Annotated in this window: 21 protein-coding genes and 2 pseudogenes; 20 read left to right on the forward strand and 3 right to left on the reverse strand. The window is 69.2% G+C overall.

All coding sequences use genetic code 11. The features are described from left to right. Positions 1-106: 106 nt before the first annotated feature. The 20 genes and pseudogenes from rho (at position 107) to E4N62_RS33185 (ending at position 21123) form a co-directional block, all read left to right on the forward strand. Complete coding sequence (rho, locus tag E4N62_RS33090; RefSeq protein WP_230220388.1) at positions 107-2140, forward strand: transcription termination factor Rho; 2034 nt, start codon at positions 107-109, stop codon at positions 2138-2140. A gap of 217 nt (positions 2141-2357) precedes the next feature. Continuing rightward, the gene (locus E4N62_RS33095) at positions 2358-4064 is read left to right on the forward strand and encodes a trypsin-like serine protease (protein ID WP_230220932.1); all 1707 of its coding nucleotides are present in this window, start codon (positions 2358-2360) and stop codon (positions 4062-4064) included. A 233-nt stretch (positions 4065-4297) separates the two neighbouring features. Then, positions 4298-5440 (forward strand): LCP family protein, encoded by a 1143-nt coding sequence (locus E4N62_RS33100; protein WP_230220390.1) that lies wholly within the window; start codon positions 4298-4300, stop codon positions 5438-5440. Between the two features lie 374 nt (positions 5441-5814). Continuing rightward, positions 5815-6036, forward strand: coding sequence for a 50S ribosomal protein L31 (rpmE, locus tag E4N62_RS33105; RefSeq protein ID WP_028804216.1), 222 nt, complete (start codon positions 5815-5817; stop codon positions 6034-6036). A gap of 135 nt (positions 6037-6171) precedes the next feature. Beyond that, positions 6172-7248, forward strand: coding sequence for a peptide chain release factor 1 (gene prfA, locus E4N62_RS33110; RefSeq protein ID WP_230220392.1), 1077 nt, complete (start codon positions 6172-6174; stop codon positions 7246-7248). Between the two features lie 80 nt (positions 7249-7328). Further along, on the forward strand, positions 7329-8168 hold the full coding sequence (gene prmC / locus E4N62_RS33115; RefSeq protein ID WP_230220934.1) for a peptide chain release factor N(5)-glutamine methyltransferase: 840 nt from the start codon (positions 7329-7331) through the stop codon (positions 8166-8168). A 59-nt stretch (positions 8169-8227) separates the two neighbouring features. Further along, positions 8228-8875: an L-threonylcarbamoyladenylate synthase gene (locus tag E4N62_RS33120; RefSeq protein ID WP_184899436.1), complete on the forward strand. Its 648-nt coding sequence runs from the start codon at positions 8228-8230 to the stop codon at positions 8873-8875. After that, positions 8872-9542 (forward strand): annotated as a pseudogene (locus E4N62_RS33125) (protein-tyrosine-phosphatase). The gene E4N62_RS33120 and the pseudogene E4N62_RS33125 overlap by 4 nt, the downstream one beginning before the upstream one ends. Before the next feature lie 99 nt (positions 9543-9641). Continuing rightward, the gene (gene glyA, locus E4N62_RS33130) at positions 9642-10880 is read left to right on the forward strand and encodes a serine hydroxymethyltransferase (RefSeq protein ID WP_230220394.1); all 1239 of its coding nucleotides are present in this window, start codon (positions 9642-9644) and stop codon (positions 10878-10880) included. A 141-nt stretch (positions 10881-11021) separates the two neighbouring features. Next, entirely contained in the window at positions 11022-12305 is a 1284-nt protein-coding gene (locus E4N62_RS33135) for an MraY family glycosyltransferase (RefSeq protein WP_230220396.1), read from the forward strand. Between the two features lie 433 nt (positions 12306-12738). Next, positions 12739-13176 carry a hypothetical protein gene (locus E4N62_RS33140; RefSeq protein WP_230220398.1) on the forward strand — a complete coding sequence of 146 codons (438 nt, stop codon included), beginning with the start codon at positions 12739-12741 and terminating at the stop codon, positions 13174-13176. 225 nt (positions 13177-13401) lie between these two features. Further along, positions 13402-14223, forward strand: a complete 822-nt coding sequence (gene atpB, locus E4N62_RS33145; RefSeq protein ID WP_230220400.1) for a F0F1 ATP synthase subunit A — start codon at positions 13402-13404, stop codon at positions 14221-14223. A 68-nt stretch (positions 14224-14291) separates the two neighbouring features. Then, positions 14292-14522: an ATP synthase F0 subunit C gene (gene atpE / locus E4N62_RS33150; RefSeq protein WP_230220402.1), complete on the forward strand. Its 231-nt coding sequence runs from the start codon at positions 14292-14294 to the stop codon at positions 14520-14522. A gap of 44 nt (positions 14523-14566) precedes the next feature. Further along, positions 14567-15115, forward strand: coding sequence for a F0F1 ATP synthase subunit B (locus tag E4N62_RS33155; protein WP_230220404.1), 549 nt, complete (start codon positions 14567-14569; stop codon positions 15113-15115). Beyond that, a complete protein-coding gene (locus tag E4N62_RS33160) occupies positions 15112-15927 on the forward strand; it encodes a F0F1 ATP synthase subunit delta (RefSeq protein ID WP_230220406.1) in 816 nt (271 codons plus the stop codon). The genes E4N62_RS33155 and E4N62_RS33160 overlap by 4 nt, the downstream gene beginning before the upstream one ends. Before the next feature lie 134 nt (positions 15928-16061). Then, positions 16062-17657, forward strand: coding sequence for a F0F1 ATP synthase subunit alpha (gene atpA / locus E4N62_RS33165; protein ID WP_184899448.1), 1596 nt, complete (start codon positions 16062-16064; stop codon positions 17655-17657). A gap of 21 nt (positions 17658-17678) precedes the next feature. Then, complete coding sequence (locus E4N62_RS33170) at positions 17679-18596, forward strand: F0F1 ATP synthase subunit gamma (protein WP_184899449.1); 918 nt, start codon at positions 17679-17681, stop codon at positions 18594-18596. Further along, on the forward strand, positions 18596-20032 hold the full coding sequence (atpD, locus tag E4N62_RS33175) for a F0F1 ATP synthase subunit beta (RefSeq protein ID WP_230220408.1): 1437 nt from the start codon (positions 18596-18598) through the stop codon (positions 20030-20032). The genes E4N62_RS33170 and atpD overlap by 1 nt, the downstream gene beginning before the upstream one ends. A 130-nt stretch (positions 20033-20162) precedes the next feature. Next, entirely contained in the window at positions 20163-20537 is a 375-nt protein-coding gene (locus tag E4N62_RS33180) for a F0F1 ATP synthase subunit epsilon (protein WP_230220410.1), read from the forward strand. 133 nt (positions 20538-20670) lie between these two features. Beyond that, a complete protein-coding gene (locus E4N62_RS33185) occupies positions 20671-21123 on the forward strand; it encodes a DUF2550 domain-containing protein (RefSeq protein WP_184899455.1) in 453 nt (150 codons plus the stop codon). Between the two features lie 67 nt (positions 21124-21190). On the opposite strand, the pseudogene E4N62_RS33190 reads toward E4N62_RS33185, so the two are convergent. From E4N62_RS33190 to E4N62_RS33200, 3 genes and pseudogenes are all read right to left on the reverse strand, one after another. Beyond that, positions 21191-23013 (reverse strand): annotated as a pseudogene (locus tag E4N62_RS33190) (glycosyl hydrolase family 18 protein). Between the two features lie 138 nt (positions 23014-23151). Then, on the reverse strand, positions 23152-23793 hold the full coding sequence (locus tag E4N62_RS33195; RefSeq protein WP_184899463.1) for a response regulator transcription factor: 642 nt from the start codon (positions 23791-23793) through the stop codon (positions 23152-23154). Then, positions 23790-24977, reverse strand: a complete 1188-nt coding sequence (locus E4N62_RS33200; protein WP_230220413.1) for a sensor histidine kinase — start codon at positions 24975-24977, stop codon at positions 23790-23792. Before E4N62_RS33200 ends, E4N62_RS33195 begins: the two co-directional genes overlap by 4 nt. Positions 24978-25048 lie beyond the last annotated feature (71 nt).

Raw genomic sequence — 25048 nt, forward strand, 5'->3', positions numbered from 1 at the left:
GGCGGACCACCGCCCCGGCACGGTCCACCCGAACAGGACCGAAGCCGGACAGCACAAACGGTCGCCGAGCCAGAAGGCCGACGTCCGCTCCAGGGAAGGACCCTTCGTGAGCGACACCACCGATCTGATGGGCGCACGTGTCGAGGACACCGCTGCCGCGCCCGCCACGGACGCCGCGCCTGCCAGCGGTGCCGGCTCCCGGCGGCGCCGTGGCACCGGCCTCGAGGGCATGGTGCTGGCCGAGCTGCAGCAGGTCGCATCCGGCCTCGGCATCAGGGGCACCGCGCGGATGCGCAAGAGCCAGCTGATCGAGGTCATCAAGGAGGCGCAGGCGGGAGGGGGCGCCCCGGCGAAGGCCGAGGCCGCCGCCGAGACCAAGCCGAAGCGCCGCGCCACCTCAAAGGCGCGCACGGGCGACGACGCCGCCCCGGCCGAGAAGGCCACCGCCACCGCCAAGAAGACCGCTGCGTCGGCCGAGAAGGCCGAGAAGGCCGTGGCACAGCAGCAGATCGAGATCCCCGGCCAGCCGGCCGGTGGCGACGAGGCGCCCACCGAGCGCCGTCGGCGCCGTGCCACCGCCGACGCGGGCAGCCCCGAGACGGTCGCCGCCGAGGCGAAGAGCGAGCCCAAGGCCGAGACCCCGGCCGCGCCTGCCGAGACCAGGGCCGACGCCGGTGACCAGGGTGGCGAGGGCCGTCAGGGCCGCCGCGAGCGTGGCCGTGACCGGGGCGAGCGTGGGGACCGCGGTGAGCGCGGCGACCGCGGCCGCCGCGGCAAGGGCGACGAGCAGCAGGGCGGCGGCCAGCAGCAGCGCGACCGCGGCCAGCAGCAGGGCCAGCAGCAGAGTGGCGGCCGTCAGGACCGTCAGCGTGACAACGGCCCGCAGGACGACGACGACTTCGACGGCGGACGCCGTGGCCGTCGCGGCCGCTACCGAGACCGTCGTGGCCGCCGTGGCCGTGACGAGATGGGCGCCCCCGAGCCGCAGCTCGCCGACGACGACGTCCTGATCCCCGTCGCGGGCATCCTGGACATCCTCGACAACTACGCCTTCATCCGCACCTCGGGCTACCTGCCCGGCCCGAACGACGTCTACGTCTCCCTCGCCCAGGTCCGCAAGAACGGCCTGCGCAAGGGCGACCACGTCACCGGTGCCGTGCGTCAGCCCAAGGAGGGCGAGCGCCGCGAGAAGTTCAACGCGCTGGTCCGCCTGGACTCCCAGAACGGCATGGCGCCCGACTCCGGGCGCGGCCGCCCCGAGTTCAACAAGCTGACGCCGCTGTACCCGCAGGACCGCCTCCGTCTGGAGACGGACCCGGGCGTGCTCACCACCCGCATCATTGACCTGGTCTCGCCCATCGGTAAGGGGCAGCGCGGTCTGATCGTGGCCCCGCCGAAGACCGGTAAGACCATGATCATGCAGGCGATCGCCAACGCGATCACGCACAACAACCCCGAGTGCCACCTGATGGTCGTCCTCGTCGACGAGCGTCCGGAAGAGGTCACCGACATGCAGCGGTCGGTGAAGGGCGAGGTCATCTCCTCGACCTTCGACCGCCCGGCCGAGGACCACACGACGGTCGCCGAGCTCGCCATCGAGCGTGCCAAGCGCCTTGTCGAGCTGGGTCACGACGTGGTCGTGCTCCTCGACTCGATCACGCGTCTGGGCCGTGCCTACAACCTGGCGGCGCCGGCCTCCGGCCGCATCCTGTCCGGTGGTGTCGACTCGACCGCCCTGTACCCGCCGAAGCGCTTCTTCGGTGCGGCCCGGAACATCGAGGACGGCGGCTCGCTGACCATCCTCGCCACCGCCCTGGTGGACACCGGATCCCGCATGGACGAGGTGATCTTCGAGGAGTTCAAGGGCACCGGCAACATGGAGCTCAAGCTCGACCGCAAGCTCGCCGACAAGCGCATCTTCCCGGCGGTGGACGTGGACGCGTCCGGTACCCGTAAGGAAGAGATCCTGCTCGGCAACGAGGAGCTGGCGGTCGTCTGGAAGCTGCGCCGGGTGCTGCACGCGCTCGACCAGCAGCAGGCCATCGAGCTGCTCCTCGACAAGATGAAGCAGACCAAGTCGAACATCGAGTTCCTGATGCAGATCCAGAAGACGACGCCGACGCCCGGTAACGGCGACTAGGTCTCGTACCTCTGCAAGCACTGGGGCCACCCTCTTTGTGAGGGTGGCCCCAGTTTTCTGTATGCGACACGTGTACGATCACGGTCTTCCACGATCAGCTTCTGCATGATCTGAAGCAATCTGATCAATCTGTTTGATCCATGCACTCCCAGGGGGGAATTGAGTGGCCAGACCTTTGTCCGGAGCCATAGCCGCCGCGATAGCCGGGACGCTGCTGATGTCGTCCGCGAGCGCGGCCGGCGCCGACAGCACCTCCTCACCGGACGAGGCGGATGTACGGATCGCCAAGGCGATGGCGGCGGACGACACCGTGGCCGTGACGCGGGAGCCGTCCTCGACCGAGAGCGCGGACACCGACAGCGACAGCGGCCTGAAGCCGTCCGCCCAGATCATCGGAGGCTCGGAGACGACCATCGCCAACGCGCCCTGGATGGCGCAGCTCTGGTACTACGACGAGACGCAGGACCTCGGCTTCTTCTGCGGCGGTACGGTCGTCTCGCCGACGAAGATCCTCACCGCCGCGCACTGCGTCGACAAGAACCACTACAACTGGGTCAAGTACGGCGAGGTCGTCACCGGCACCGACCAGCTGCCCACGGCCGTCTACAAGTCCGACGGCAGCCTCGACCACCTCGACTACCACGGCGGCACCCCCAGCAAGGTCTCGCGCCAGTGGAACCACTCCTCGTGGGACGAGGAGGCGATCGACAACGACGTCGCGGTCCTCACGCTGTCCGCCCCCGTCAAGGCCACGCCGATCAAGATGACGACGTCCGGCGACACGGCCTCGTACGCGGCGGGCACCAGCGCCAGGGCCTACGGCTGGGGCCGTACCAGCTCCACCAACCAGGACATCTCGCAGACGCTGAAGACGGCCACCCTGCCGATCGTCAGCGACACGACCTGCGCGAACACCTGGAGCCCCTGGTTCGTCAAGGGGCACATGGTCTGCGCGGGCAAGCCCGCCGGCGGCACCGACGCCACGACCACCGCCACCTGCAACGGTGACTCCGGTGGCCCGCTCGTCGTGAACAGCAAGGTCGTCGGCGTCGTCTCATGGGGCGTCGAGGACTGCGTGTACAAGGGCGCCTACCCGGTCTTCGCCAAGGTCAGCACCTACGTCGGCGCGGTCTCCCCGAGGGTCGACGACGCCGCCATCACCCGGGACGGCAAGGCCGACGTCTTCCTGCGCAACAAGGAGACCGGCAAGGGCTACGTCCGCGCCTCCACGGGCTCCAAGCTCGGTGACCGCAAGGCCCTGACCGCCGAGGGCAGCTGGAAGGGCTACAACCTGGTCCAGCAGACCGACCTGAACCGGGACGGCTACCAGGACTACGTCCTGCGCCGCTCCTCCGACGGTGACGTCTTCTGGCGGCGGTACGTGCCCTCGTCCAAGACCTGGTCGACCACGCAGATCTTCGACAACTGGAAGACCCGCACCCGGATCCTCACCCCCGGTGACGTCACCGGCGACGCGCTGCCCGACCTGCTCTCGGTCGACTCGGCGGGCGCCCTGTGGATCTACCCCGGCAAGGGCACGGGTTCCTTCAGTACCCGCGTCAAGGTCGGCACGGGCTGGAACACGTACAACGCGGTGCTCGGTCACGGCGACTTCACCGGTGACGGCAAGGCCGACCTGATCGCGCGCACCAAGACCGGCTCGAACGTCTACCTCTACAAGGGCACCGGCAAGTCCGGCACGGGCGCCTTCGCCACCCGGATCAAGGTCCGCTCGAACTGGAGCGCCTACAACACGCTCATCACTCCCGGTGACGTGAACGGCGACGGCAGGGCGGACCTGCTGGCCCGGAAGCCGTCCGGCACGATGTACCTCTACAAGGGCACCGGCAAGGCCACGAGCGAGATCTTCAGCACACGGGTCTCGGTCGGCACCAGCTACGCCCAGTACGACCTGCTCGGCTGAAACACCAGATGAGCCCGGTCCCGCCGGGCTCATCCGTCACACACGGTGCCCATCGCGCTTCACGCGGTGGGCACCGTTCGTCGGGCGTTGGTTGTGCAACCCTTTCCCGGCATATCCCGTCTGACCGGGCGGAGCGGCCATGGGGCGTCGACGTCGTGTCATGGCCGTGTCCGACCTGACAGGCCTGGGCCTGAGCGCAGGGGGTAACCGACCGGAGAGAGAACGAGGAGCAGATGTCCGCCGACAGCACGCCGGACGCCGGCATACCGGGGAAGACCGGCACCACCGGCCCGCGCCACCGCGCGGCCAAGGGCCGCCGCCGCAAGACACGCGAGGGGCACAGCAGAGCGGCGCTCGCCGTCGTCTGGACCGCAGCGGGCGTCCTGGTGCTGGGTGGCACCGGGATCGGCTACCTCTACTTCAAGCTCAACGGCAACATCAAGAGCGTCGACATCAACCAGGCCCTCGGCACCGACCGGCCCCTCGACGTCGACAACGGCTCGCAGGACATCCTGGTCCTCGGCTCCGACACCCGTTCGGGCAGCAACAAGAAGCTCGGCGGCGGCGTCGACGACGGCAGCGCCCGCTCCGACACGGCGATGGTCGTGCACGTCTACGAGGGCCACAAGCGGGCCAGCGTGGTCTCCATCCCCCGCGACACGCTCGTCGAGCGGCCCGAGTGCACGGACGCGAAGGGTACGGCGCACCCGGCGGCCTCGTACGCGATGTTCAACTCCGCGTACTCGACGGGCGGCGCGGCGTGTGCGGTGAAGACCGTCGAGTCCATGACCGGGATCCGGATGGACCACTACATCGAGGTGGACTTCGCGGGCTTCGAGAAGCTGATCGACGTCCTCGGCGGGGTGCCCATCACCACCACCAAGGACATCAAGGACCCCGACAGCCATCTGAACCTGAAGGCCGGGGAGCACACGCTCACGGGCAAGCAGGCGCTCGGGCTCGTGCGGACGCGGCACGGGGTGGGCGACGGGTCGGACCTGGGGCGCATCCAGCTCCAGCAGGCGTTCATCAAGGCGCTGATCGAGCAGGTCAAGTCGGTCGGGATCTTCAGCAACCCGACGAAGCTCTACGATCTCGCCGACACCGCGACCGACGCGGTGACCACCGACTCCGAGCTGAAGGACGTCAAGGACCTCGCGTCCTTCGCGAACGGTCTGAAGGGCATCAGCTCCAAGAACATGACCATGGTCACGATGCCGGTGCAGTACGACCCCGACGACTTGAACCGGGTGCTGGTGGACGAGGCGAAGGCGAAGCGGGTGTGGGCGGCGCTGAAGGCCGACAAGGCGATCCCGAAGTCGGCGACGAAGGGGACGGCGACGGGTTCGGCCGACGGGGTCGTGGCTTCCTCCTGAGGGTGCCTGCGGGTCTTTGGTTTTTGGGGGCGCGGGGAACTGCGCGACCAGCCCCGTACGGCCCTGCGGTCGCGTACGGCGGTTACGAGGCAGCCCTGGCGCGTGCCGACCGCAGTCAAGTCGCACGGCCCGGCGCTTACGGGGTGCCGCCTGCGCCCACCCTCCCCCACTCTCGGCTTCGCTCGAGCGGGAGGTGCCCCCATCGCCCCAGCGGCACGGCTGCCCGCAGCCGATGAAGCCCCGGGGGAATACCTGGCGCCACCCCCTGGTTTTGGGAGATGGCGCCAGTGCTGGCAGACTGGTACGTCGGCTCCGGTTCACGCGCTCGCACCCCGCGGACGCGACCCGGCGCCCTCCCGAAACTAGGAGACACCTTGAAGCGCGACATCCACCCCGAGTACGTCGAGACGCAGGTCAGCTGCACCTGTGGCGCGTCGTTCACCACCCGCAGCACGATCGAGAGCGGCACCATCCGTGCCGAGGTCTGCTCCGAGTGCCACCCGTTCTACACGGGCAAGCAGAAGATCCTCGACACCGGTGGCCGTGTGGCCCGCTTCGAGGCCCGCTTCGGCAAGGCTGCCGCTGCCAAGAAGTAGCGAGCCCCCAGCGCCGGTCCGCGGCGCCCCCATCGGGGGCGTCGGGACCGGCGCTTTGCGGTGCGGCACACAGCTGCGCAGCCCAGGAGTGCAGCCCACTCACAACGTCGTACGTCGTACAGGGAGCCGGAGAAGATGTTCGAGGCGGTCGAGGAACTGGTCGGGGAACACGCCGACCTGGAGAAGAAGCTCGCCGACCCGTCGGTCCACGCGGACCAGGCCAACGCGCGCAAGCTGAACAAGCGCTACGCGGAGCTGACCCCGATCGTCGGCACGTACCGCACCTGGAAGCAGACCGGCGACGACATCGACACGGCCCGCGAGTTCGCCGCGGACGACCCGGACTTCATCGCCGAGGTCAAGGAGCTGGAGAAGCAGCGCGAGGAACTGACGGAGAAGCTGCGGCTGCTCCTCGTCCCGCGCGACCCCAGCGACGACAAGGACGTCATCCTGGAGATCAAGGCCGGCGCGGGCGGCGACGAGTCCGCCCTGTTCGCCGGTGACCTCCTGCGCATGTACCTGCGGTACGCCGAGCGCGTCGGCTGGAAGACCGAGATCATCGACTCCACCGAGTCCGAGCTGGGCGGCTACAAGGACGTCCAGGTCGCCGTGAAGACCAAGGGCGGCCAGGGCGCCACCGAGCCCGGGCAGGGCGTCTGGGCCCGGCTGAAGTACGAGGGCGGCGTGCACCGCGTCCAGCGCGTGCCGGCCACCGAGTCCCAGGGCCGTATCCACACCTCCGCCGCCGGTGTGCTGGTCACGCCCGAGGCCGAGGAGGTCGACGTCGAGATCAACATGAACGACCTGCGGATCGACGTCTACCGCTCCTCCGGGCCCGGCGGCCAGTCCGTCAACACCACCGACTCCGCCGTGCGCATCACGCACATTCCCACCGGAGTCGTCGCCTCCTGCCAGAACGAGAAGAGTCAGCTGCAGAACAAGGAGCAGGCGATGCGTATCCTGCGCTCCAGGCTGCTCGCCGCGGCACAGGAGGAGGCGGAGAAGGAAGCCGCCGACGCCCGCCGCAGCCAGGTCCGTACCGTCGACCGCTCCGAGAAGATCCGCACGTACAACTTCCCGGAGAACCGCATCTCGGACCACCGCGTCGGCTTCAAGGCCTACAACCTGGACCAGGTGCTGGACGGGGAACTCGACGCGGTGATCCAGGCCTGTGTCGACGCGGACTCGGCCGCGAAGCTGGCAGCCGCGTAGGGCCGTTACGGGCACGAAGAGTACGACGGAGGACTTGCGTGCAGCATCATCTTGGGGGGCGACCCCCAAACCCCCGCGGCCTGCTGCTCGCGGAAGTGGCCCAGGCCACCCAGCGCCTGGCCGACGCCGGCGTGCCCTCGCCGCGCAACGACGCGGAGGAGCTCGCCGCGTTCGTGCACGGCGTCAAGCGGGGCGAGCTGCACACCGTCAAGGACGCCGACTTCGACGCCCGGTACTGGGAGGTCATCGCCCGGCGCGAGCAGCGCGAGCCGCTCCAGCACATCACCGGGCTGGCCTACTTCCGCTACCTCGAACTTCAGGTCGGGCCCGGAGTGTTCGTGCCCCGGCCGGAGACCGAGTCGGTGGTCGGCTGGGCCATAGACGCCGTCCGCGCGATGGATGTCGTCGAGCCGCTGATCGTCGATCTGTGCACCGGCTCCGGTGCCATCGCCCTCGCCCTCGCCCAGGAGGTGCCGCGCTCGCGCGTGCACGCCGTGGAGCTGTCCGAGGACGCGCTGACGTGGACCCGCAAGAACATGGAGGGCTCCCGTGTCGACCTGCGCCAGGGCAACGCCCTGGACGCCTTCCGCGACCTCGACGGCCAGGTCGACCTCGTCGTCTCCAACCCGCCGTACATCCCGCTCACCGAGTGGGAGTACGTGGCACCCGAGGCACGCGACTACGATCCCCAACTCGCCCTGTTCTCAGGGGAGGACGGCCTGGATCTGATCCGAGGCCTCGAACGCACGGCGCACAGGCTCCTCCGTCCCGGCGGTGTCGTCGTCATCGAGCACGCCGACACCCAGGGCGGCCAGGTGCCCTGGATCTTCACCGAGGAGCGGGGCTGGGCCGACGCGGCCGACCACCCGGACCTCAACAACCGGCCGCGGTTCGCGACCGCCCGCAAGGCGCTGCCCTGATGAGCACGCGCCCGACGACAACCCCCCAGCAGCAGTACGTGTACGAGGAGGCCCGCTAGATGGCACGGCGATACGACACCAACGACGCGACCGACCGCGCCACCGGTCTGCGCGAGGCCGCGTCCGCCATTCGCCGGGGCGAGCTCGTGGTGCTGCCGACGGACACCGTGTACGGCATCGGCGCGGACGCGTTCACGTCGGAGGCCGTGGCCGACCTGCTGGAGGCCAAGGGCCGGGGGCGCAACATGCCCACGCCCGTGCTCATCGGCTCCCCGAACACCCTGCACGGCCTCGTCACGGACTTCTCCGAGATGGCCTGGGAGCTCGTCGACGCGTTCTGGCCGGGCGCGCTCACGCTCGTCGCCAAGCACCAGCCGTCGCTCCAGTGGGACCTCGGCGACACCCGGGGCACCGTCGCCGTGCGCATGCCGCTGCACCCGGTCGCGATCGAGCTGCTGACCGAGGTCGGCCCCATGGCGGTCTCCTCGGCCAACCTGACCGGTCACCCGGCGCCGGAGAACTGCGACGCCGCCGAGGCGATGCTCGGCGACTCCGTCTCCGTCTACCTGGACGGCGGCCCGACCCCGAGCAACGAGCCGTCGTCGATCGTCGACGTCACGGGCAAGGTGCCGGTGCTGCTGCGTGCCGGGGCCCTGTCGGCGGAGGAGCTCCGCAAGGTCGTACCCGACCTTGAGGTGGCGAATTGACGGCCCCTGACGCGGGGCGTGGCATATGGGACGGGGAAGAGACGCGGACCTTCACGGGGCTGCCGCGGGACACCTTCCGCATCCTCCACGTCAGCACCGGCAACGTGTGCCGCTCGCCGATCACCGAGCGGCTGACCCGGCATGCCCTGGCGGACCGGCTCGGGGACCCGCTGTGGGGCGGGCTGGTCGTCGAGAGCGCGGGGACGTGGGGCACGAGGGGGCGCCGATGGAGGCGAACGCTGAGGCGGTCCTCGCGGACTTCGGCGCGGACGCCTCCGGCTTCACGGGGCGTGAGCTGCTGGACGAGCACGTCATCCGCGCCGACCTGGTGCTGACGGCCACCCGCGACCACCGGGCGCAGGTCATCTCCATGGGGCACTCCGCGGGGCTGCGCACCTTCACCCTGAAGGAGTTCACCCGCCTGGTCCGCGCGATCGACCCGACCACGCTGCCTCCCCTGGAGGAGGGCATGGTCGTCCGCGCGCGTGCGCTGGTCCGCGCGGCGGCGGCTCTACGCGGGTGGCTCCTCGCTCCGACCGCCGAGGCCGACGAGGTCTACGACCCGTACGGCGCGCCCCTGCCGTTCTTCCGGTCGGTGGGCGACGAGATACACCAGGCGCTGGATCCGGTGGTGACGGCGCTTACGGGGGTGCCGGCCAGGGCGTAGCCGGCGCCGGGCTCCGGTCCGTACGGCACGACACCGGGCATCCCGGGCGTCCCGGGCCTACATTGGTGCTACGTCATCGTCGACGCCCCGGAGCGCATCATGTCGGTCACCCCTGTTCTCGAGGCGGATGTCCTGCGGCGGCAGGACCCCGAGCTGGCCGACATCCTGCTCGGGGAGCGGGATCGGCAGGCGACGACGCTGCAGCTCGTCGCCGCGGAGAACTTCACCTCGCCGGCGGTACTGGCCGCGCTGGGATCATCGCTCGCGAACAAGTACGCGGAGGGGTATCCGGGGGCCCGGCACCACGGCGGCTGCGAGATGGTGGACGTCGCCGAACGGCTCGCCGTGGAGCGCGCCAAGGCACTGTTCGGGGCCGAGCACGCCAACGTCCAGTCGCACTCGGGTTCCTCGGCCGTCCTGGCCGCCTACGCCGCCCTGCTGCGCCCCGGCGACACCGTCCTCGCGATGGGCCTGCACTTCGGCGGCCATCTCACCCACGGCTCACCCGCCAACTTCTCCGGCCGCTGGTTCGACTTCGTCGGGTACGGCGTGGAGGCCGAGTCGGGGCTGGTCGACCGCGAGCAGGTGCGCACCCTGGCCCGCACCCACCGCCCCAAGGCCATCGTGTGCGGATCCATCTCCTACCCCCGGCACCTCGACTACGCCTTCTTCCGCGAGGTCGCCGACGAGGTGGGCGCCTATCTCATCGCCGACGCGGCCCATCCGATCGGGCTGGTCGCCGGGGGAGCGGCGCCCAACCCGGTGCCGTACGCCGACATCGTGTGCGCCACCACGCACAAGGTGCTGCGGGGCCCGCGCGGCGGGATGCTGCTGTGCGGGAGCGAGCTGGCCGAGCGGGTGGACCGGGCGGTGTTCCCGTTCACCCAGGGCGGCGCGCAGATGCACACCATCGCCGCGAAGGCCGTCGCGTTCGGGGAGGCGGCAACCCCGGCGTTCACCGCGTACGCCCATCAGGTGGTCGCGAACGCCCGCGTGCTGGCCCGGGGGCTGGCCGAGGAGGGGCTCGTGGTCGTCACCGGCGGCACCGACACGCACCTGCTGACCGTCGATCCCGCGCCACTCGGTGTCGACGGCCGCACGGCCAAGGGGCTGCTCGCGGCGGCCGGGATGGTCCTGGACTGCTGCGCGCTTCCGCACGGGGACGCCCGTGGCCTGCGGCTCGGCACGGCCGCGCTGACCACCCAGGGCATGGGCGAGCCGGAGATGGCGCGGCTCGCGGCGCTGTTCGCCGGGGTCCTGCGGGACGGCGGCGACGGCAAGCGGACCCGTGAAGAAGTGCGGGACCTGGCTGGAAGATTTCCGCCGTATCCGCGCTGAGGTGGGGTAGGCGCACCACCAGGCACAGCATCACGTGCAACCATCGTCGCTACCCGGATGTCCTCCACCGTATGCGTGTATCGCTCCGCGCATCGCTAGGGTGTGAGGCTGTGATGGCCAGCGAGACCTGTGGGGAAGCCCGTGCGTGAATACCTCCTGACGCTCTGCATCACGGCCGCGGTGACGTACCTGCTGACAGGGCCGGTGCGGAAGTTCGCGATCGTGGCCGGAGCCATGCCGGAGATCCGTGCGCGTGACGTCCACCGTGAACCCACGCCCCGCCTCGGCGGCATCGCGATGTTCTTCGGGCTGTGCGCCGGTCTGCTGGTCGCCGACCACCTGACCAATCTCAGCCAGGTCTTCGCCGAGTCCAACGAACCGCGCGCCCTGCTCTCCGGGGCCGCGCTGATCTGGCTCATCGGCGTCCTGGACGACAAGTTCGAGATCGACGCCCTGATCAAGCTCGGCGGCCAGATGATCGCCGCCGGTGTGATGGTCATGCAGGGTCTGACGATCCTGTGGCTGCCCATCCCCAGCGTGGGGATCGTCGCGCTGACCCAGTGGCAGGGCACCCTGCTCACGGTCGCCCTGGTCGTCATCACCATCAACGCGGTCAACTTCGTCGACGGACTCGACGGTCTCGCGGCCGGCATGGTCTGCATCGCCTCCGCCGCGTTCTTCATGTACGCCTACCGCCTCTGGTACAGCTACGGCATCGAGGCCGCGGCCCCGGCCACCCTGTTCGCGGCCGTCCTGATGGGCATGTGCCTGGGCTTCCTGCCGCACAACATGCATCCGGCGCGGATCTTCATGGGCGACTCGGGTTCGATGATGATCGGCCTGGTGCTGGCGGCCGCCGCGATCTCCATCACGGGGCAGGTCGACCCGGACGTGATGGGCCTGTACGGCTCCGAGCGCAGCACGGTCTACGCAATGGTCCCGGTCTACATCCCGCTGCTGATGCCGCTGACCATCATCGCGATCCCGGCGGCCGACCTGATCCTCGCGATCGTGCGCCGCACCTGGCGCGGACAGTCGCCGTTCGCCGCCGACCGGGGGCATCTGCACCACCGGCTCCTGGAGGTCGGGCACTCGCACAGCCGGGCCGTGCTGATCATGTACTTCTGGTCCGCGGTGATCGCGTTCGGCACCCTGGCGTACACGGTGAACTCGGCGTCCATGTGGATCGTCCTCGCCATCGCCATGTTCAGCGCGGTGGGTCTCTTCCTGCTGCTGCTGCCCCGCTTCACGCCGCGTGCGCCGCGCTGGGCGCAGCGCTTCGTACCGCCCCGCTACCGCCGCCGGGCGGTCCCGGCCGTCGCCGCGGAGCCCGTCCCCGACTGGACGCCGTCCCTCGACGGCGCGACGGCGATCGGCGGCCGTCACCACGAAGCGGAACGCAGCCCGGCGGGCGCGCGCCGCTGAACCGGGGCCGTCTTCAGGGCCCTCGTCGCACTGCTCCAGAAACCGGGCCGGAGGCCGTGTGCGGTACGCCGCACACGGCCTCCGGCTGTCCGTCGCGAGGGCGGAGGGGCGGGCGTCGCGCTGACGGCAAGGTAAGAATCTGACTAACACTTTGCCGATGCCATACAAGAGCCTGACGGAGCAAACGGCCTTATAGCAGACAACTCGGCACTGATTCCGCGCAGGTGGGCCGGTTCACTCTCATGTGTGACGTCTGGCACGGCGTTCAGGTAAAGTCCTCATCAAATAGTTTGTGATACGGTTCACGAGAACCCGGGGCAGAGTCGAAGGACCGCAGTGCGACGGTCCATTGGCGTGAGTTTTCCGCTCGTTCCCGGGGTCTACGCTCGTCCATGACGACACCCCTCCCCCCTGTGAAAGCGGAGTTGCCGCCATGCCGTCCAATGACGTCCGGATCCTCCTTCAGGCCGCCGCGCCCACGGCTGCCGTCGGCGCGATCGCCGCTGTCGTCGGCGGGCTCGTCGTCGGTGGGAAGGGTGCGATCGGGGCGGGCATCGCCATCCTGGTCGTGCTCCTGTTCATGGGGATCGGCCTGTATGTCCTGCAGTGGACCGCCAAATCACTTCCGCACCTTTTCCAGGCGATGGGTCTGATGCTGTACCTGGCGCAGATCCTGCTGATGTTCATGTTCATCGCGCTCTTCAAGGACACGACACTGTTCGACCCGAAGGTCTTCGCGCTCACGCTGGTCGCCGGCACTCTCACCTGGGTCGCCGCGCAGGCGCGTGCTCAGATGAAGGCCAAGATCCTTTACGTCGACCCCGAGTCGACGACGGATGCGAAGAACGAAAAATCGGGGCATTCGGCGTGAGGCGTAGGGCCGGAATAAAGGCGCATGGCAGACCCTGCTACCGTCCGGTGTCAACTGCGGCATCGCGGGCGCGGGCATCTGTTCTGACGCCTGCCGTACCGCCGGGCGAGATGCCCCCCACTCGACCCCACATCCGTAACACCAGTCCCGTGCCGATCCGCGGCTCCGCGCCGCGCCGACACCACGAGGTTGCCGAATCCATGCGCCACGCTGAAGGAGCCCGCGGTGAGTGCTGACCACACGCAGGTGCTCGCCTTCGAGATCGACTGCCACATCTTCGACGGCTGTGGCTTCCCGTCCCCCGGGCTGCACTCGTTCCTGTACGAGCCTCTCCTGGGCGACGCGGACAGCAGCGTGTACTTCAACAAGCCGATGCTTCTGGCGCTGCTCGGCTCGCTCATCGTGATCGGCTTCTTCTGGGCGGCCTTCCGCCGGCCCCAGGTCGTTCCGGGCAAGCTCCAGATGGTCGCCGAGGCGGGTTACGACTTCGTCAGGCGCGGCATCGTCTACGAGACGATGGGCAAGCGCGAGGGTGACAAGTACGTCCCGCTCGTGGTGTCTCTGTTCTTCTTCGTCTGGATGATGAACATCTGGTCGATCGTTCCGGTCGCCCAGTTCCCGGTGACGTCGATCGTCGCGTACCCGATGGCACTCGCGCTGATCGTCTACGTCCTGTGGGTCTCGCTGACCTTCAGGCGGCACGGCTTCGTCGGTGCCCTGAAGAACTTCACCGGCTACGACAAGTCACTCGGCGGGGCGCTGCCCGTCGTCATGCTGATCGAGGCATTCTCGAACCTGCTCGTGCGGCCCTTCACCCACGCGGTGCGACTCTTCGCGAACATGTTCGCGGGCCACATCCTGCTGCTGCTGTTCACCATCGCGAGCTGGTACCTGCTGAACGGCATCGGCATCGCCTACGCCGGTGTCTCGTTCCTGATGGTCATCGTGATGACCGCCTTCGAGCTCTTCATCCAGGCCCTGCAGGCGTATGTCTTCGTACTGCTGACCTGCACCTACATCCAGGGCGCACTCGCCGAGCACCACTGAGTGCCCTTCACCCCCCAGTCGCCCGGTGGCCAACCCCCACCGGTCCGTGAAGAAAAGGAAGAACTGGCATGTCCCAGACCCTTGCCGCCGTCACCGGCTCGATCGCGTCCATCGGCTACGGCATCGCCGCGTTCGGCCCCGGCATCGGAGTCGGCATCATCTTCGGCAAGGGCACCGAGGCCCTCGCCCGTCAGCCCGAGGCCGCCGGCCTGATCCGCGCCAACCAGATCCTCGGCTTCGCCTTCTGCGAGGCGCTCGCCCTCATCGGCCTGGTCATGCCGTTCGTCTACGGCCTGTGATCATCTGACTCACGACCAGACCACCAGACGAAAGGCCCTCTGATATGAGCCCACTGCTCACTATCGCGGCTGAGGAGGAATTGCAGAACCCCCTCATCCCGCCGATTCCCGAGCTCGTCATCGGCCTGCTCGCCTTCGTCATCGTCTTCGGCTTCCTCGCCAAGAAGCTCCTCCCGAACATCAACAAGGTTCTGGAGGAGCGCCGCGAGGCGATCGAGGGCGGGATGGAGAAGGCCGAGGCCGCCAAGATCGAGGCCCAGAGCGTGCTCGAGCAGTACAAGGCTCAGCTCGCCGAAGCTCGGCACGAGGCCGCGCGTCTGCGCCAGGAGGCGCAGGAGCAGGGCGCCACGCTCATCGCCGAGATGCGGGCCGAGGGCCAGCGTCAGCGCGAGGAGATCATCGCCGCCGGTCACTCGCAGCTCGAGGCCGACCGCAAGGCCGCCTCTTCCGCGCTGCGTCAGGACGTGGGCAAGCTCGCCACCGACCTGGCCGGCAAGCTCGTCGGCGAGTCCCTCGAGGACCACGCCCGGCAGAGCCGTGTGATCGACCGCTTCCTCGACGACCTCGAGGAGAAGGCCGAGGCCACGCGATGAACGGAGCGAGCCGCGAGGCCCTGGCAGCCGCACGGACGCGTCTCGACGCGCTGACGGACTCCACGTCCGTGGACGCGGCGCGGCTCGCCGACGAGCTGGCCGCCGTCACCGCTCTGCTCCACCGCGAGGTGTCGCTGCGTCGGGTCCTGACCGACCCGGCGCAGCCCGGCGAGGCCAAGGCCGAGCTGGTCGTCCGCATCCTCGGCGGGCAGGTCGGCTCGACCACCGCCGACCTGGTGTCGGGCCTGGTGCGTTCCCGCTGGTCGCAGCCCCGCGACCTTGTGGACGCGCTGGAGCAGCTGGCCGATGTCGCCGACCTCACGGCCGCGCAGCAGTCGGCCACGCTCGACGACGTCGAGGACGAGCTGTTCCGCTTCGGCCGGATCGTCGCCTCGAACACGGAGCTGCGGTCCGCGCTGACCGACCGTGCCGCCGGTACCTCCGCCAAGCGCGAGCTGCTGCGCAGCCTGCTCGGCGGCCGCGCCAAGGCCACCACCGAGCGTCTGGTGACACGCCTCGTGACCGCGCCGCGTGGACGTAGCCTGGAGGGGGGACTCGAGTCCCTGTCCAAGCTCGCCGCCGAGCGCCGGGACCGCATGGTCGCCGTCGTCACCTCCGCGGTCCCGCTGAGCGACCCCCAGAAGCGACGCCTCGGCGCCGCCCTGGCGAAGCTCTACGGCCGTCCCATGCACCTCAACCTCGACGTGGACCCCGGCGTCCTCGGCGGGATCCGGGTGCAGGTCGGCGACGAGGTCATCAACGGCTCGATCGCGGACCGACTCGAGGACGCCGGCCGCCGCCTGGCGAGCTAGCACCAACTTCATAGCAGTACGTACGTATGTCTGCGGCCCGGTTGGGCCGTGCAGAGGATTCACCTCTTTCAGGGGGGAGTCCCCATCCCCCCAAAGTGAAACTTCGGGCCCAACAAGGAGAGCAGGGAACCCAGATGGCGGAGCTCACGATCCGGCCGGAGGAGATCCGGGACGCGCTGGAGAACTTCGTCCAGTCGTACCAGCCGGACGCGGCCTCGCGCGAAGAGGTCGGTACGGTCACGCTTGCCGGCGACGGCATCGCGAAGGTCGAGGGTCTTCCCTCGGCCATGGCCAACGAACTGCTGAAGTTCGAGGACGGCACCCTCGGCCTCGCGCTCAACCTGGAAGAGCGCGAGATCGGCGCCATCGTCCTCGGTGAGTTCAGCGGTATCGAGGAGGGCCAGCCGGTCAGCCGTACCGGCGAGGTGCTGTCGGTCGCCGTGGGCGAGGGCTACCTCGGCCGCGTCGTCGACCCGCTCGGCAACCCGATCGACGGCCTCGGCGAGATCGAGACCACCGGCCGCCGCGCCCTGGAGCTGCAGGCTCCCGGCGTCATGGCCCGTAAGTCGGTGCACGAGCCGATGGAGACCGGTTACAAGGCCGTCGACGCCATGACCCCGGTCGGCCGCGGCCAGCGCCAGCTGATCATCGGTGACCGCCAGACCGGCAAGACCGCCCTGGCCGTCGACACGATCATCAACCAGCGCGACAACTGGCGCTCCGGTGACGTGAACAAGCAGGTCCGCTGCGTCTACGTCGCCATCGGCCAGAAGGGCTCGACCATCGCCTCCGTGCGTGGCGCCCTCGAAGAGGCCGGCGCGCTGGAGTACACGACCATCGTCGCCGCCCCGGCGTCCGACCCGGCCGGCTTCAAGTACCTGGCGCCGTACACCGGTTCGGCCATCGGTCAGCAGTGGATGTACGAGGGCAAGCACGTCCTCATCATCTTCGACGACCTCTCCAAGCAGGCCGACGCCTACCGCGCCGTGTCGCTGCTGCTGCGCCGCCCGCCGGGCCGTGAGGCCTACCCGGGTGACGTCTTCTACCTGCACTCCCGTCTGCTGGAGCGCTGCGCGAAGCTCTCCGACGACCTCGGCGCGGGCTCGATGACCGGTCTGCCGATCGTCGAGACGAAGGCCAACGACGTCTCGGCGTTCATCCCGACCAACGTCATCTCCATCACCGACGGCCAGTGCTTCCTGGAGTCGGACCTCTTCAACGCCGGTCAGCGCCCCGCGCTGAACGTCGGTATCTCCGTCTCCCGAGTCGGTGGTTCCGCGCAGCACAAGGCGATGAAGCAGGTCTCCGGTCGTCTGCGTCTCGACCTCGCCCAGTACCGCGAGCTGGAGGCGTTCGCCGCCTTCGGTTCCGACCTGGACGCCGCGTCGAAGGCGCAGCTGGAGCGCGGTATGCGTCTGGTCGAGCTGCTGAAGCAGCCGCAGTACCAGCCGATGCCGACCGAGGACCAGGTCGTCTCCGTGTGGGCCGGTACCACCGGCAAGATGGACGACGTCCCCGTCGCCGACGTCCGCCGCTTCGAGAAGGAGCTGCTGGAGTACCTGCACCGCAAGGAGCAGGGCCTCATGACCTCCATCAAGGAGGGCGGCAAGATGTCCGACGACACCCTGACCGCTGTCGCCGACGCGATCGCCGAGTTCAAGAAGCAGTTCGAGACCTCGGACGGCAAGCTGCTCGGCGAGGACGCCCCGGCCGTCAACGTCTCCAAGTGACGTAAGGAAGGGACCTGACTCATGGGAGCCCAGCTCCGGGTCTACAAGCGTCGCATCCGATCCGTCACCGCGACCAAGAAGATCACCAAGGCGATGGAGATGATCGCCGCCTCGCGCGTCGTCAAGGCGCAGCGCAAGGTGGCGGCCTCCACGCCGTACGCGACCGAGCTCACCCGCGCGGTCACGGCGGTCGGTACCGGTTCGAACACCAAGCACCCGCTGACCACGGAGGCGGAGACGGCGACCCGTTCCGCGGTGCTGCTCCTCACGAGCGACCGCGGACTGGCCGGCGCCTTCAACTCCAACGCCATCAAGGTCGCCGAGCAGCTGACGGCGCGCCTTGAGGCGGAGGGCAAGGAGGTCGACACGTACATCGTCGGCCGCCGCGGTCTGGCCCACTACAACTTCCGCGAGCGCAAGGTCGTGGAGTCGTGGTCGGGCTTCACCGACGAGCCCAGCTACGCGGACGCCAAGAAGGTCGCTGCTCCGCTGATCGAGGCGATCGAGAAGGACACGGCGGACGGCGGGGTGGACGAACTCCACATCGTCTTCACCGAGTTCGTCTCGATGATGACGCAGACGGCGCTCGACGACCGGCTGCTGCCGCTCAGCCTCGACGAGGTGGCGGCGGAGGCCACGCCGAAGGGCGAGATCCTTCCGCTGTACGACTTCGAGCCGTCGGCGGAGGACGTCCTCGACGCCCTGCTGCCGCGCTACGTCGAGAGCCGTATCTACAACGCGATGCTCCAGTCGGCCGCTTCCAAGCACGCCGCCACCCGCCGCGCGATGAAGTCGGCCACCGACAACGCGGGCGAGCTGATCAACACGCTCTCCCGCCTTGCCAACGCGGCCCGCCAGGCCGAAATCACCCAGGAAATCAGCGAGATCGTCGGTGGCTCCGCAGCCCTGGCCGACGCGAACGCGGGGAGTGACAAGTAATGACGACGACAGTTGAGACGGCCGCTGCCACGGGCCGCGTCGCCCGGGTCATCGGCCCGGTCGTCGACGTGGAGTTCCCCGTCGACGCCATGCCCGACATCTACAACGCCCTTCACGTCGAGGTGGCCGACCCGGCCCAGGACGGCGCGAAGAAGACGCTGACCCTTGAGGTCGCCCAGCACCTGGGTGACGGCCTGGTCCGCACGATCTCCATGCAGCCCACCGACGGTCTGGTCCGCCAGGCCCCGGTCACCGACAGCGGTGCCTCCATCACCGTGCCCGTCGGCGACTTCACCAAGGGCAAGGTGTTCAACACCCTCGGTGAGGTGCTGAACACCGACGAGCAGTACACGGGCGAGCGCTGGGGCATCCACCGCAAGGCTCCGAACTTCGACGAGCTCGAGTCGAAGACCGAGATGTTCGAGACCGGCGTCAAGGTCATCGACCTTCTCACCCCGTACGTCAAGGGTGGAAAGATCGGTCTGTTCGGTGGTGCCGGCGTCGGCAAGACGGTGCTCATCCAGGAGATGATCTACCGCGTCGCCAACAACCACGACGGTGTCTCCGTGTTCGCCGGCGTCGGTGAGCGCACCCGTGAGGGCAACGACCTCATCGAGGAGATGGCCGACTCGGGCGTCATCGACAAGACCGCCCTGGTCTTCGGTCAGATGGACGAGCCCCCGGGCACCCGTCTGCGCGTGGCCCTGGCCGGTCTGACCATGGCGGAGTACTTCCGCGATGTGCAGAAGCAGGACGTGCTGTTCTTCATCGACAACATCTTCCGCTTCACCCAGGCCGGTTCCGAGGTGTCGACCCTGCTCGGCCGTATGCCCTCCGCGGTGGGCTACCAGCCGAACCTGGCCGACGAGATGGGTCTCCTCCAGGAGCGCATCACCTCGACCCGTGGTCACTCGATCACCTCGATGCAGGCGATCTACGTCCCCGCGGACGACCTGACCGACCCGGCCCCGGCCACCACCTTCGCCCACCTCGACGCGACGACGGTTCTCTCCCGTCCGATCTCCGAGAAGGGCATCTACCCGGCCGTGGACCCGCTGGACTCCACGTCCCGCATCCTGGACCCCCGCTACATCGCGGCGGACCACTACAACACCGCGATGCGCGTCAAGACGGTCCTGCAGAAGTACAAGGACCTCCAGGACATCATCGCGATCCTCGGTATCGACGAGCTGGGCGAGGAGGACAAGCTCACCGTCCACCGTGCCCGTCGCGTCGAGCGCTTCCTGTCCCAGAACACCCACGTCGCCAAGCAGTTCACGGGCGTCGACGGGTCGGACGTCCCGCTGGACGAGTCGATCACCGCGTTCAACGCGATCATCGACGGCGAGTACGACCACTTCCCCGAGCAGGCCTTCTTCCTGTGCGGTGGTATCGAGGACCTGAAGAAGAACGCGAAGGAGCTCGGCGTCAGCTGACGCCCGGCGACTCGTGAACAGCGGGGGGCGAGGCCACACCTGATGGGGTGCGTCCCGCCCCCCTCTGTACTCCCTCTAGAATTGACCCAACACCCGGCCGAGGCGCCGGGTGGTGACCCGAGGAGCCACCTTGGCTGCTGAGCTGCACGTCGCGCTGGTCGCGGCCGACCGAGAGGTCTGGTCGGGCGAGGCCACTCTGGTCGTCGCGCGTACCACGTCCGGCGACATCGGCGTCATGCCCGGTCACCAGCCGCTGCTCGGTGTGCTGGAGTCGGGCCCGGTGACCATCCGTACGAGTGAGGGCGGCACGGTCGTCGTCGCCGTGCACGGCGGTTTCATCTCGTTCGCGGACAACAAGCTGTCCCTGCTGGCCGAGGTCGCCGAGCTGGCCGACGAGATCGACGTCCAGGGCGCCCAGCGGGAGCTGGAGCGCGCGAAGGCGGAGGGCGACGCCGCCGCCGAGCGCCGCGCGGATGTACGACTGCGTACGGCGGGTGCGCGCTGAGCGCAGACGCCGTGTGATGCTGTACCCCAGCCGCGGCCGGGTCCGGATGTCTTCATCCCGACCCGGCCGCGGCTGAGGCGAATATGGGTGTTTTTTACGTTCCGTTACCTAGGAGACGAGGAGGTCGGTGTCGATGGTCCTCGCTCTGACTGTGTGCGGGTCGGTGATCGCGCTCGTGGTGGTCGGGCTCTTCGTCTTCGGACTGCGCCGCCGACTCATCCAGCGCTCCGGGGGCACCTTCGACTGCAGCCTCCGCTGGGACGCCCCGGAGAAACCCGGCGGCGACGAGAACGGCAAGGGCTGGGGGTACGGCGTCGCCCGCTACAACGGCGACCGCATCGAGTGGTACCGCGTCTTCTCGTACTCGTTCCGTCCCCGCCGTGTCCTGGAGCGGGCCTCGATCGAGGTGGCCGGGCGCCGCACCCCCGAGGGCGAGGAGGAGCTGGCGCTGCTCTCCGACGCCGTGATCCTCGCGTGTCTGCACCGCGGGACCCGGCTGGAACTGGCGATGAGCGAGGACGCGCTGACCGGTTTCCTCGCGTGGCTGGAGGCAGCCCCGCCCGGCCAGCGAGTGAATGTGGCGTAGCCACTTTCACTCGCTGGGTGGGGGTCCCCCGGACGAAGTCTGGGGGAGCGTCAACGTGGCCTAGCTTTTACTTCAGCCCGTTGCTGATCGCGTTCACCAGCTCTCCGTTGCTCGTGTCGCCGCTGAACTCCCAGAAGAAGGCGCCGCCCAGGCCCTGGTTCTTCGCCCAGGTCATTTTTCCGGCGATGGTGGACGGGGTGTCGTAGCTCCACCAGTTGCTGCCGCAGTGGGCGTACGCCGTGCCCGCGATGGTGCCGGTGACCGGGCAGGAGTTCTTCAGGATCTTGTAGTCCTCGATGCCCGCCTCGTAGGTGCCGGGGGCCGCCCCGGTCGCCGTGCCGCCGGGGGCGGACTGGGTGACGCCGGTCCAGCCGCGGCCGTAGAAACCGATGCCGAGCAGCAGCTTGGCGGACGGGACGCCCTTCGACTTCAGCTTGGCGATGGCGTCTGCCGAGTTGAAGCCGGCCTGCGGGATCCCGGAGTACGAGGTCAGCGGGGAGTGCGGGGCGGTCGGGCCGTCCTTGTCGAAGGCGCCGAAGTAGTCGTACGTCATCACGTTGTACCAGTCGAGGTACTGGGCGGCGCCGCCGTAGTCGGCCGCGTCGATCTTGCCGCCGGAGGAGCCGTCGGCGGTGATGGCCGCGGTGACCAGGTAGTTCGAGCCGAACTCGGCACGCAGTGCCTGGGAGAGATTGCGGAAGGCCGCCGAGCCCGAGGTGTCGCAGGTCAGACCGCAAGCGTTCGGGTACTCCCAGTCGATGTCGATGCCGTCGAAGACGTCGGCCCAGCGCGGGTCCTCCACGACGGCCTTGCAGGACTTGGCGAACGCGGCCGGGTTCTGCGCGGCCTGGCCGAATCCGCCGGAGTAGGTCCAGCCGCCGAAGGAGTACAGCACCTTGATGTGCGGGTACTTGGCCTTGAGCCGGCGGAGCTGGTTGAAGTTGCCACGCAGCGGCTGGTCCCAGGTGTCGGCGACGCCGCTGACGGACTGGTCGGCGGTGTACGCCTTGTCGTAGGCGGCGTAGGTGTCGTCGACGGTGCACTGACCGTTCTTGACGTTGCCGAACGCGTAGTTGATGTGGGTGATCTTGGCGGCGGAGCCCGAGGTGACCAGGTTCTTCACGTGGTAGTTGCGGCCGTAGACGCCCCACTCGGTGAAGTAGCCGAGGTTGATCTTCGAGCCGGGGTTCGGGTTCGTGCCGCCGCCGGTGGTCCGGACGGCCGCCGCGCCGCTGACCGGGCCGGTCTGGTCGGCGGTGTCACGGGCCTGGACGGTGTACGAGTAGTCGGTGCCGGCGGTCAGGCCGGTGTCCGTGTAGGTGGTGCCGGTGACGGTGGCGACCTTGGTGCCGCCGCGCAGGACGTCGTAGTTCTTGACGCCCTTGTCGTCGGTGGCGGCGCGCCAGCTCAGTTTCACCGAGGTGTCGGTGACGTCCGAGGCGGTCGGGGTGCCGGGGCGGAGGGCGCCGCGTCGCCGGGGACGCTGGGGCCGCCGTCACAACTTCCGCCGTTGAGCTTGCAGTTGGCCGGGGAGCCTGAGCCGCTCCCGTTGAAACCGAAGGAGACGGAGGCGCCGGGGGCGAGGGTGCCGTTCCAGGACTTGTTCTTGGCGGTCCAGTGGGTGCCGGACGAGGTGACGTCCGCGTCCCAGGCGGAGGTGACCGACGTGCCGGAGGGAAAGTCCCACTCGACGGTCCAGGAGCTGATGGTCGTGGTGCCGGTGTTCTTCACCGTCCATTTGCCTTCGAAGCCGGAGCCCCAGTCCTGGGGCTTGGCGTAGGTGGCGGTCGCCTCCGTGGCCGCCTGCGCGGGGGTGGCGAGACCGACCAGGCCGGCGAGGGGGAGGAGCAGGGTCGCGAGACCCGCTGTGGCTCTGTGCCTGAAGCGCATGTGCGCCTCCTTGTGGGGTGTCTTGTTGCATGAGCATGACGTGGCGCAGTGGGCCGAGAATAGAAAGGTCTGGACCATAGGTCAATGGGTCTGGACCACTGCGCCCACGCCGGACACCCCCGGGCGAGGCCGCCGGGCTCAGACACCCAACTCCTGCGCCAGTACCGCCGCTTGCACACGGCTGCGCAGATCGAGCTTCCCCAGCAGTCGGCTGACGTGCGTCTTCACCGTCGCCTCGGCCATGTCCAGCCGCCCGGCGATCTCCGCGTTGGACAGCCCCTCGCCCAGGCAGGAGAGGACCTCCCGCTCCCGCCGGGTGAGGGAGTCGAGGACGGACGGATCGACCGCCGGCTCCCGTACGGGCTTGGCGGCGAACTCCGCGATCAGCCGCCGGGTGACCGCCGGGGCGATCAGACCCTCGCCGCGCCCCACCGCCCGTACGGCCTCGATGAGGTCCCTCGCCTCCGTGTTCTTCAGCAGGAACCCGGCGGCCCCGGCCCGCAGCGCCCCGAAGACGTACTCGTCGAGGTCGAAAGTGGTCAGCACGAGGACGTCGGCCAGCCCCTCGGCGACCACCTGCCGGGTCGCCGACACCCCGTCCAGGCGCGGCATCTGGACATCCATCAGCACCAGGTCGGGCCGCAGTTCCCGGGCCAGGGCCACCGCCCGTTCGCCGTCCGCCGCCTCGCCGACCACCTCGATGTCCGGCGCGCTGCGCAGGATGAGCACCAGCCCGGCCCGTACGGCGGACTGGTCCTCGGCGACGAGCACACGGATCATGCGGGTTCTCCTTGGGCGACGGGGAGGGTGGCGCGGACGCTCCAGATCTTGCCGTGCACCGAGCTCTCGGGGCCCGCCTCGAAGGTGCCGCCCAGCAGGGCGACCCGCTCCCGCATCCCGACCAGACCGGCGCCGGAACCGGGTGCGCTCGGCCCGTCACGGTCGCCGTACGGGCTGGTCACGCAGATGTCGAGGGAGCCGTCCGGTTGTCGCAGGACTACCGAGACCCGGCCGGGGGAGGCGTGTTTGAGGGCGTTGGTGAGCGACTCCTGGACGATGCGGTAGGCCGCCAGCTCGACGGGGGCGGGGAGGGTGCCGGCGTGGTCGGCGTCCAGGGTGACGTCGAGACCGTTGGTGCGGGCGCCCTCGACCAGGGAGCCGAGGCCGTCGAGCGTGGGCGCTGCGGACGGCTCGGTGTCGTCGCTCGAATCCCGCAGGATGCCGATCAGCCGACGCATCTCGGCGAGTCCCGCGACGCTGTTCTCGCGGATGACCCCGAGGGCCTCCTTGGATGTGCCCGGGTCGTCGAGGGAGAGGGCGGCGGTGGAGTGGATCGCGATCGCCGAGAGATGGTTGGCGACCATGTCGTGCAACTCCCGCGCCATCCGCGCCCGTTCGGAGACGACGGCCTGGGCCCGGTCCATCTCCGCCAGCAGGGCCGTCTGCTCGGCGCGCAGCCGGGCGGCCTCGGCGGCGTCGCGGTGGTTGCGCACGATCCAGCCGGTGGCGGCGGGCATGAGGGAGACCAGGCCGACCACCACCCCGATCAGCAGCGCCTCCGGTTTCCGGAAGACCGCGATCGGGACCACGGTGAAGGCCACGGTCACCAGCCCGGAGACCCAGGGCACCCGGCGGGCCGTGGCGGGTGGGCCGTACAGCACGGCCGCGTAGACCAGGTCGGTGAACATCAGGACCGTGATCAGGCTGCCCTGGGTGACGGTGTCCAGGGTCAGCGCGGCCCATCCCACCAGCAGAACCGTGCGGGGCATCACGCGGCGCAGCGCCTCGCAGCCCGCCGTCACGACGAGGGGCGGCAGCACCCACCAGGGGCTCTCGAGCACCACGAGGCCGTCCTGGGGCGTGCGGGTGTCGAGGCCGAGGCCCCACAGCAGCAGACCGCCGAGGAGTCCGGCGGCGGCGATGTACAGGTCCACGCGGTGCGGGCGGGGCGGTCGTACGGCCATGCCCTCCATCCAACACGGCACGCGCCCCCGTCGCCTGGTGCTCGCGAACGGTCCTGGACTGCATCTTTCGA

The sequence above is a fragment of the Streptomyces sp. MNU76 genome, from assembly GCF_020982545.1.
Classification (GTDB): domain Bacteria; phylum Actinomycetota; class Actinomycetes; order Streptomycetales; family Streptomycetaceae; genus Streptomyces.

Coding starts and splice junctions, on each gene's coding strand:
- E4N62_RS33095 (WP_230220932.1), top strand. CDS start 2,358: ATGTCGTCCGCGAGCGCGGCCGGCGCCGACAGCACCTCCTCACCGGAC.
- E4N62_RS33100 (WP_230220390.1), top strand. CDS start 4,298: ATGTCCGCCGACAGCACGCCGGACGCCGGCATACCGGGGAAGACCGGC.
- prfA (WP_230220392.1), top strand. CDS start 6,172: ATGTTCGAGGCGGTCGAGGAACTGGTCGGGGAACACGCCGACCTGGAG.
- E4N62_RS33120 (WP_184899436.1), top strand. CDS start 8,228: ATGGCACGGCGATACGACACCAACGACGCGACCGACCGCGCCACCGGT.
- glyA (WP_230220394.1), top strand. CDS start 9,642: ATGTCGGTCACCCCTGTTCTCGAGGCGGATGTCCTGCGGCGGCAGGAC.
- E4N62_RS33140 (WP_230220398.1), top strand. CDS start 12,739: ATGCCGTCCAATGACGTCCGGATCCTCCTTCAGGCCGCCGCGCCCACG.
- atpE (WP_230220402.1), top strand. CDS start 14,292: ATGTCCCAGACCCTTGCCGCCGTCACCGGCTCGATCGCGTCCATCGGC.
- E4N62_RS33155 (WP_230220404.1), top strand. CDS start 14,567: ATGAGCCCACTGCTCACTATCGCGGCTGAGGAGGAATTGCAGAACCCC.
- E4N62_RS33160 (WP_230220406.1), top strand. CDS start 15,112: ATGAACGGAGCGAGCCGCGAGGCCCTGGCAGCCGCACGGACGCGTCTC.
- atpA (WP_184899448.1), top strand. CDS start 16,062: ATGGCGGAGCTCACGATCCGGCCGGAGGAGATCCGGGACGCGCTGGAG.
- E4N62_RS33170 (WP_184899449.1), top strand. CDS start 17,679: ATGGGAGCCCAGCTCCGGGTCTACAAGCGTCGCATCCGATCCGTCACC.
- atpD (WP_230220408.1), top strand. CDS start 18,596: ATGACGACGACAGTTGAGACGGCCGCTGCCACGGGCCGCGTCGCCCGG.
- E4N62_RS33185 (WP_184899455.1), top strand. CDS start 20,671: ATGGTCCTCGCTCTGACTGTGTGCGGGTCGGTGATCGCGCTCGTGGTG.
- E4N62_RS33195 (WP_184899463.1), bottom strand. CDS start 23,793: ATGATCCGTGTGCTCGTCGCCGAGGACCAGTCCGCCGTACGGGCCGGG.
- E4N62_RS33200 (WP_230220413.1), bottom strand. CDS start 24,977: ATGGCCGTACGACCGCCCCGCCCGCACCGCGTGGACCTGTACATCGCC.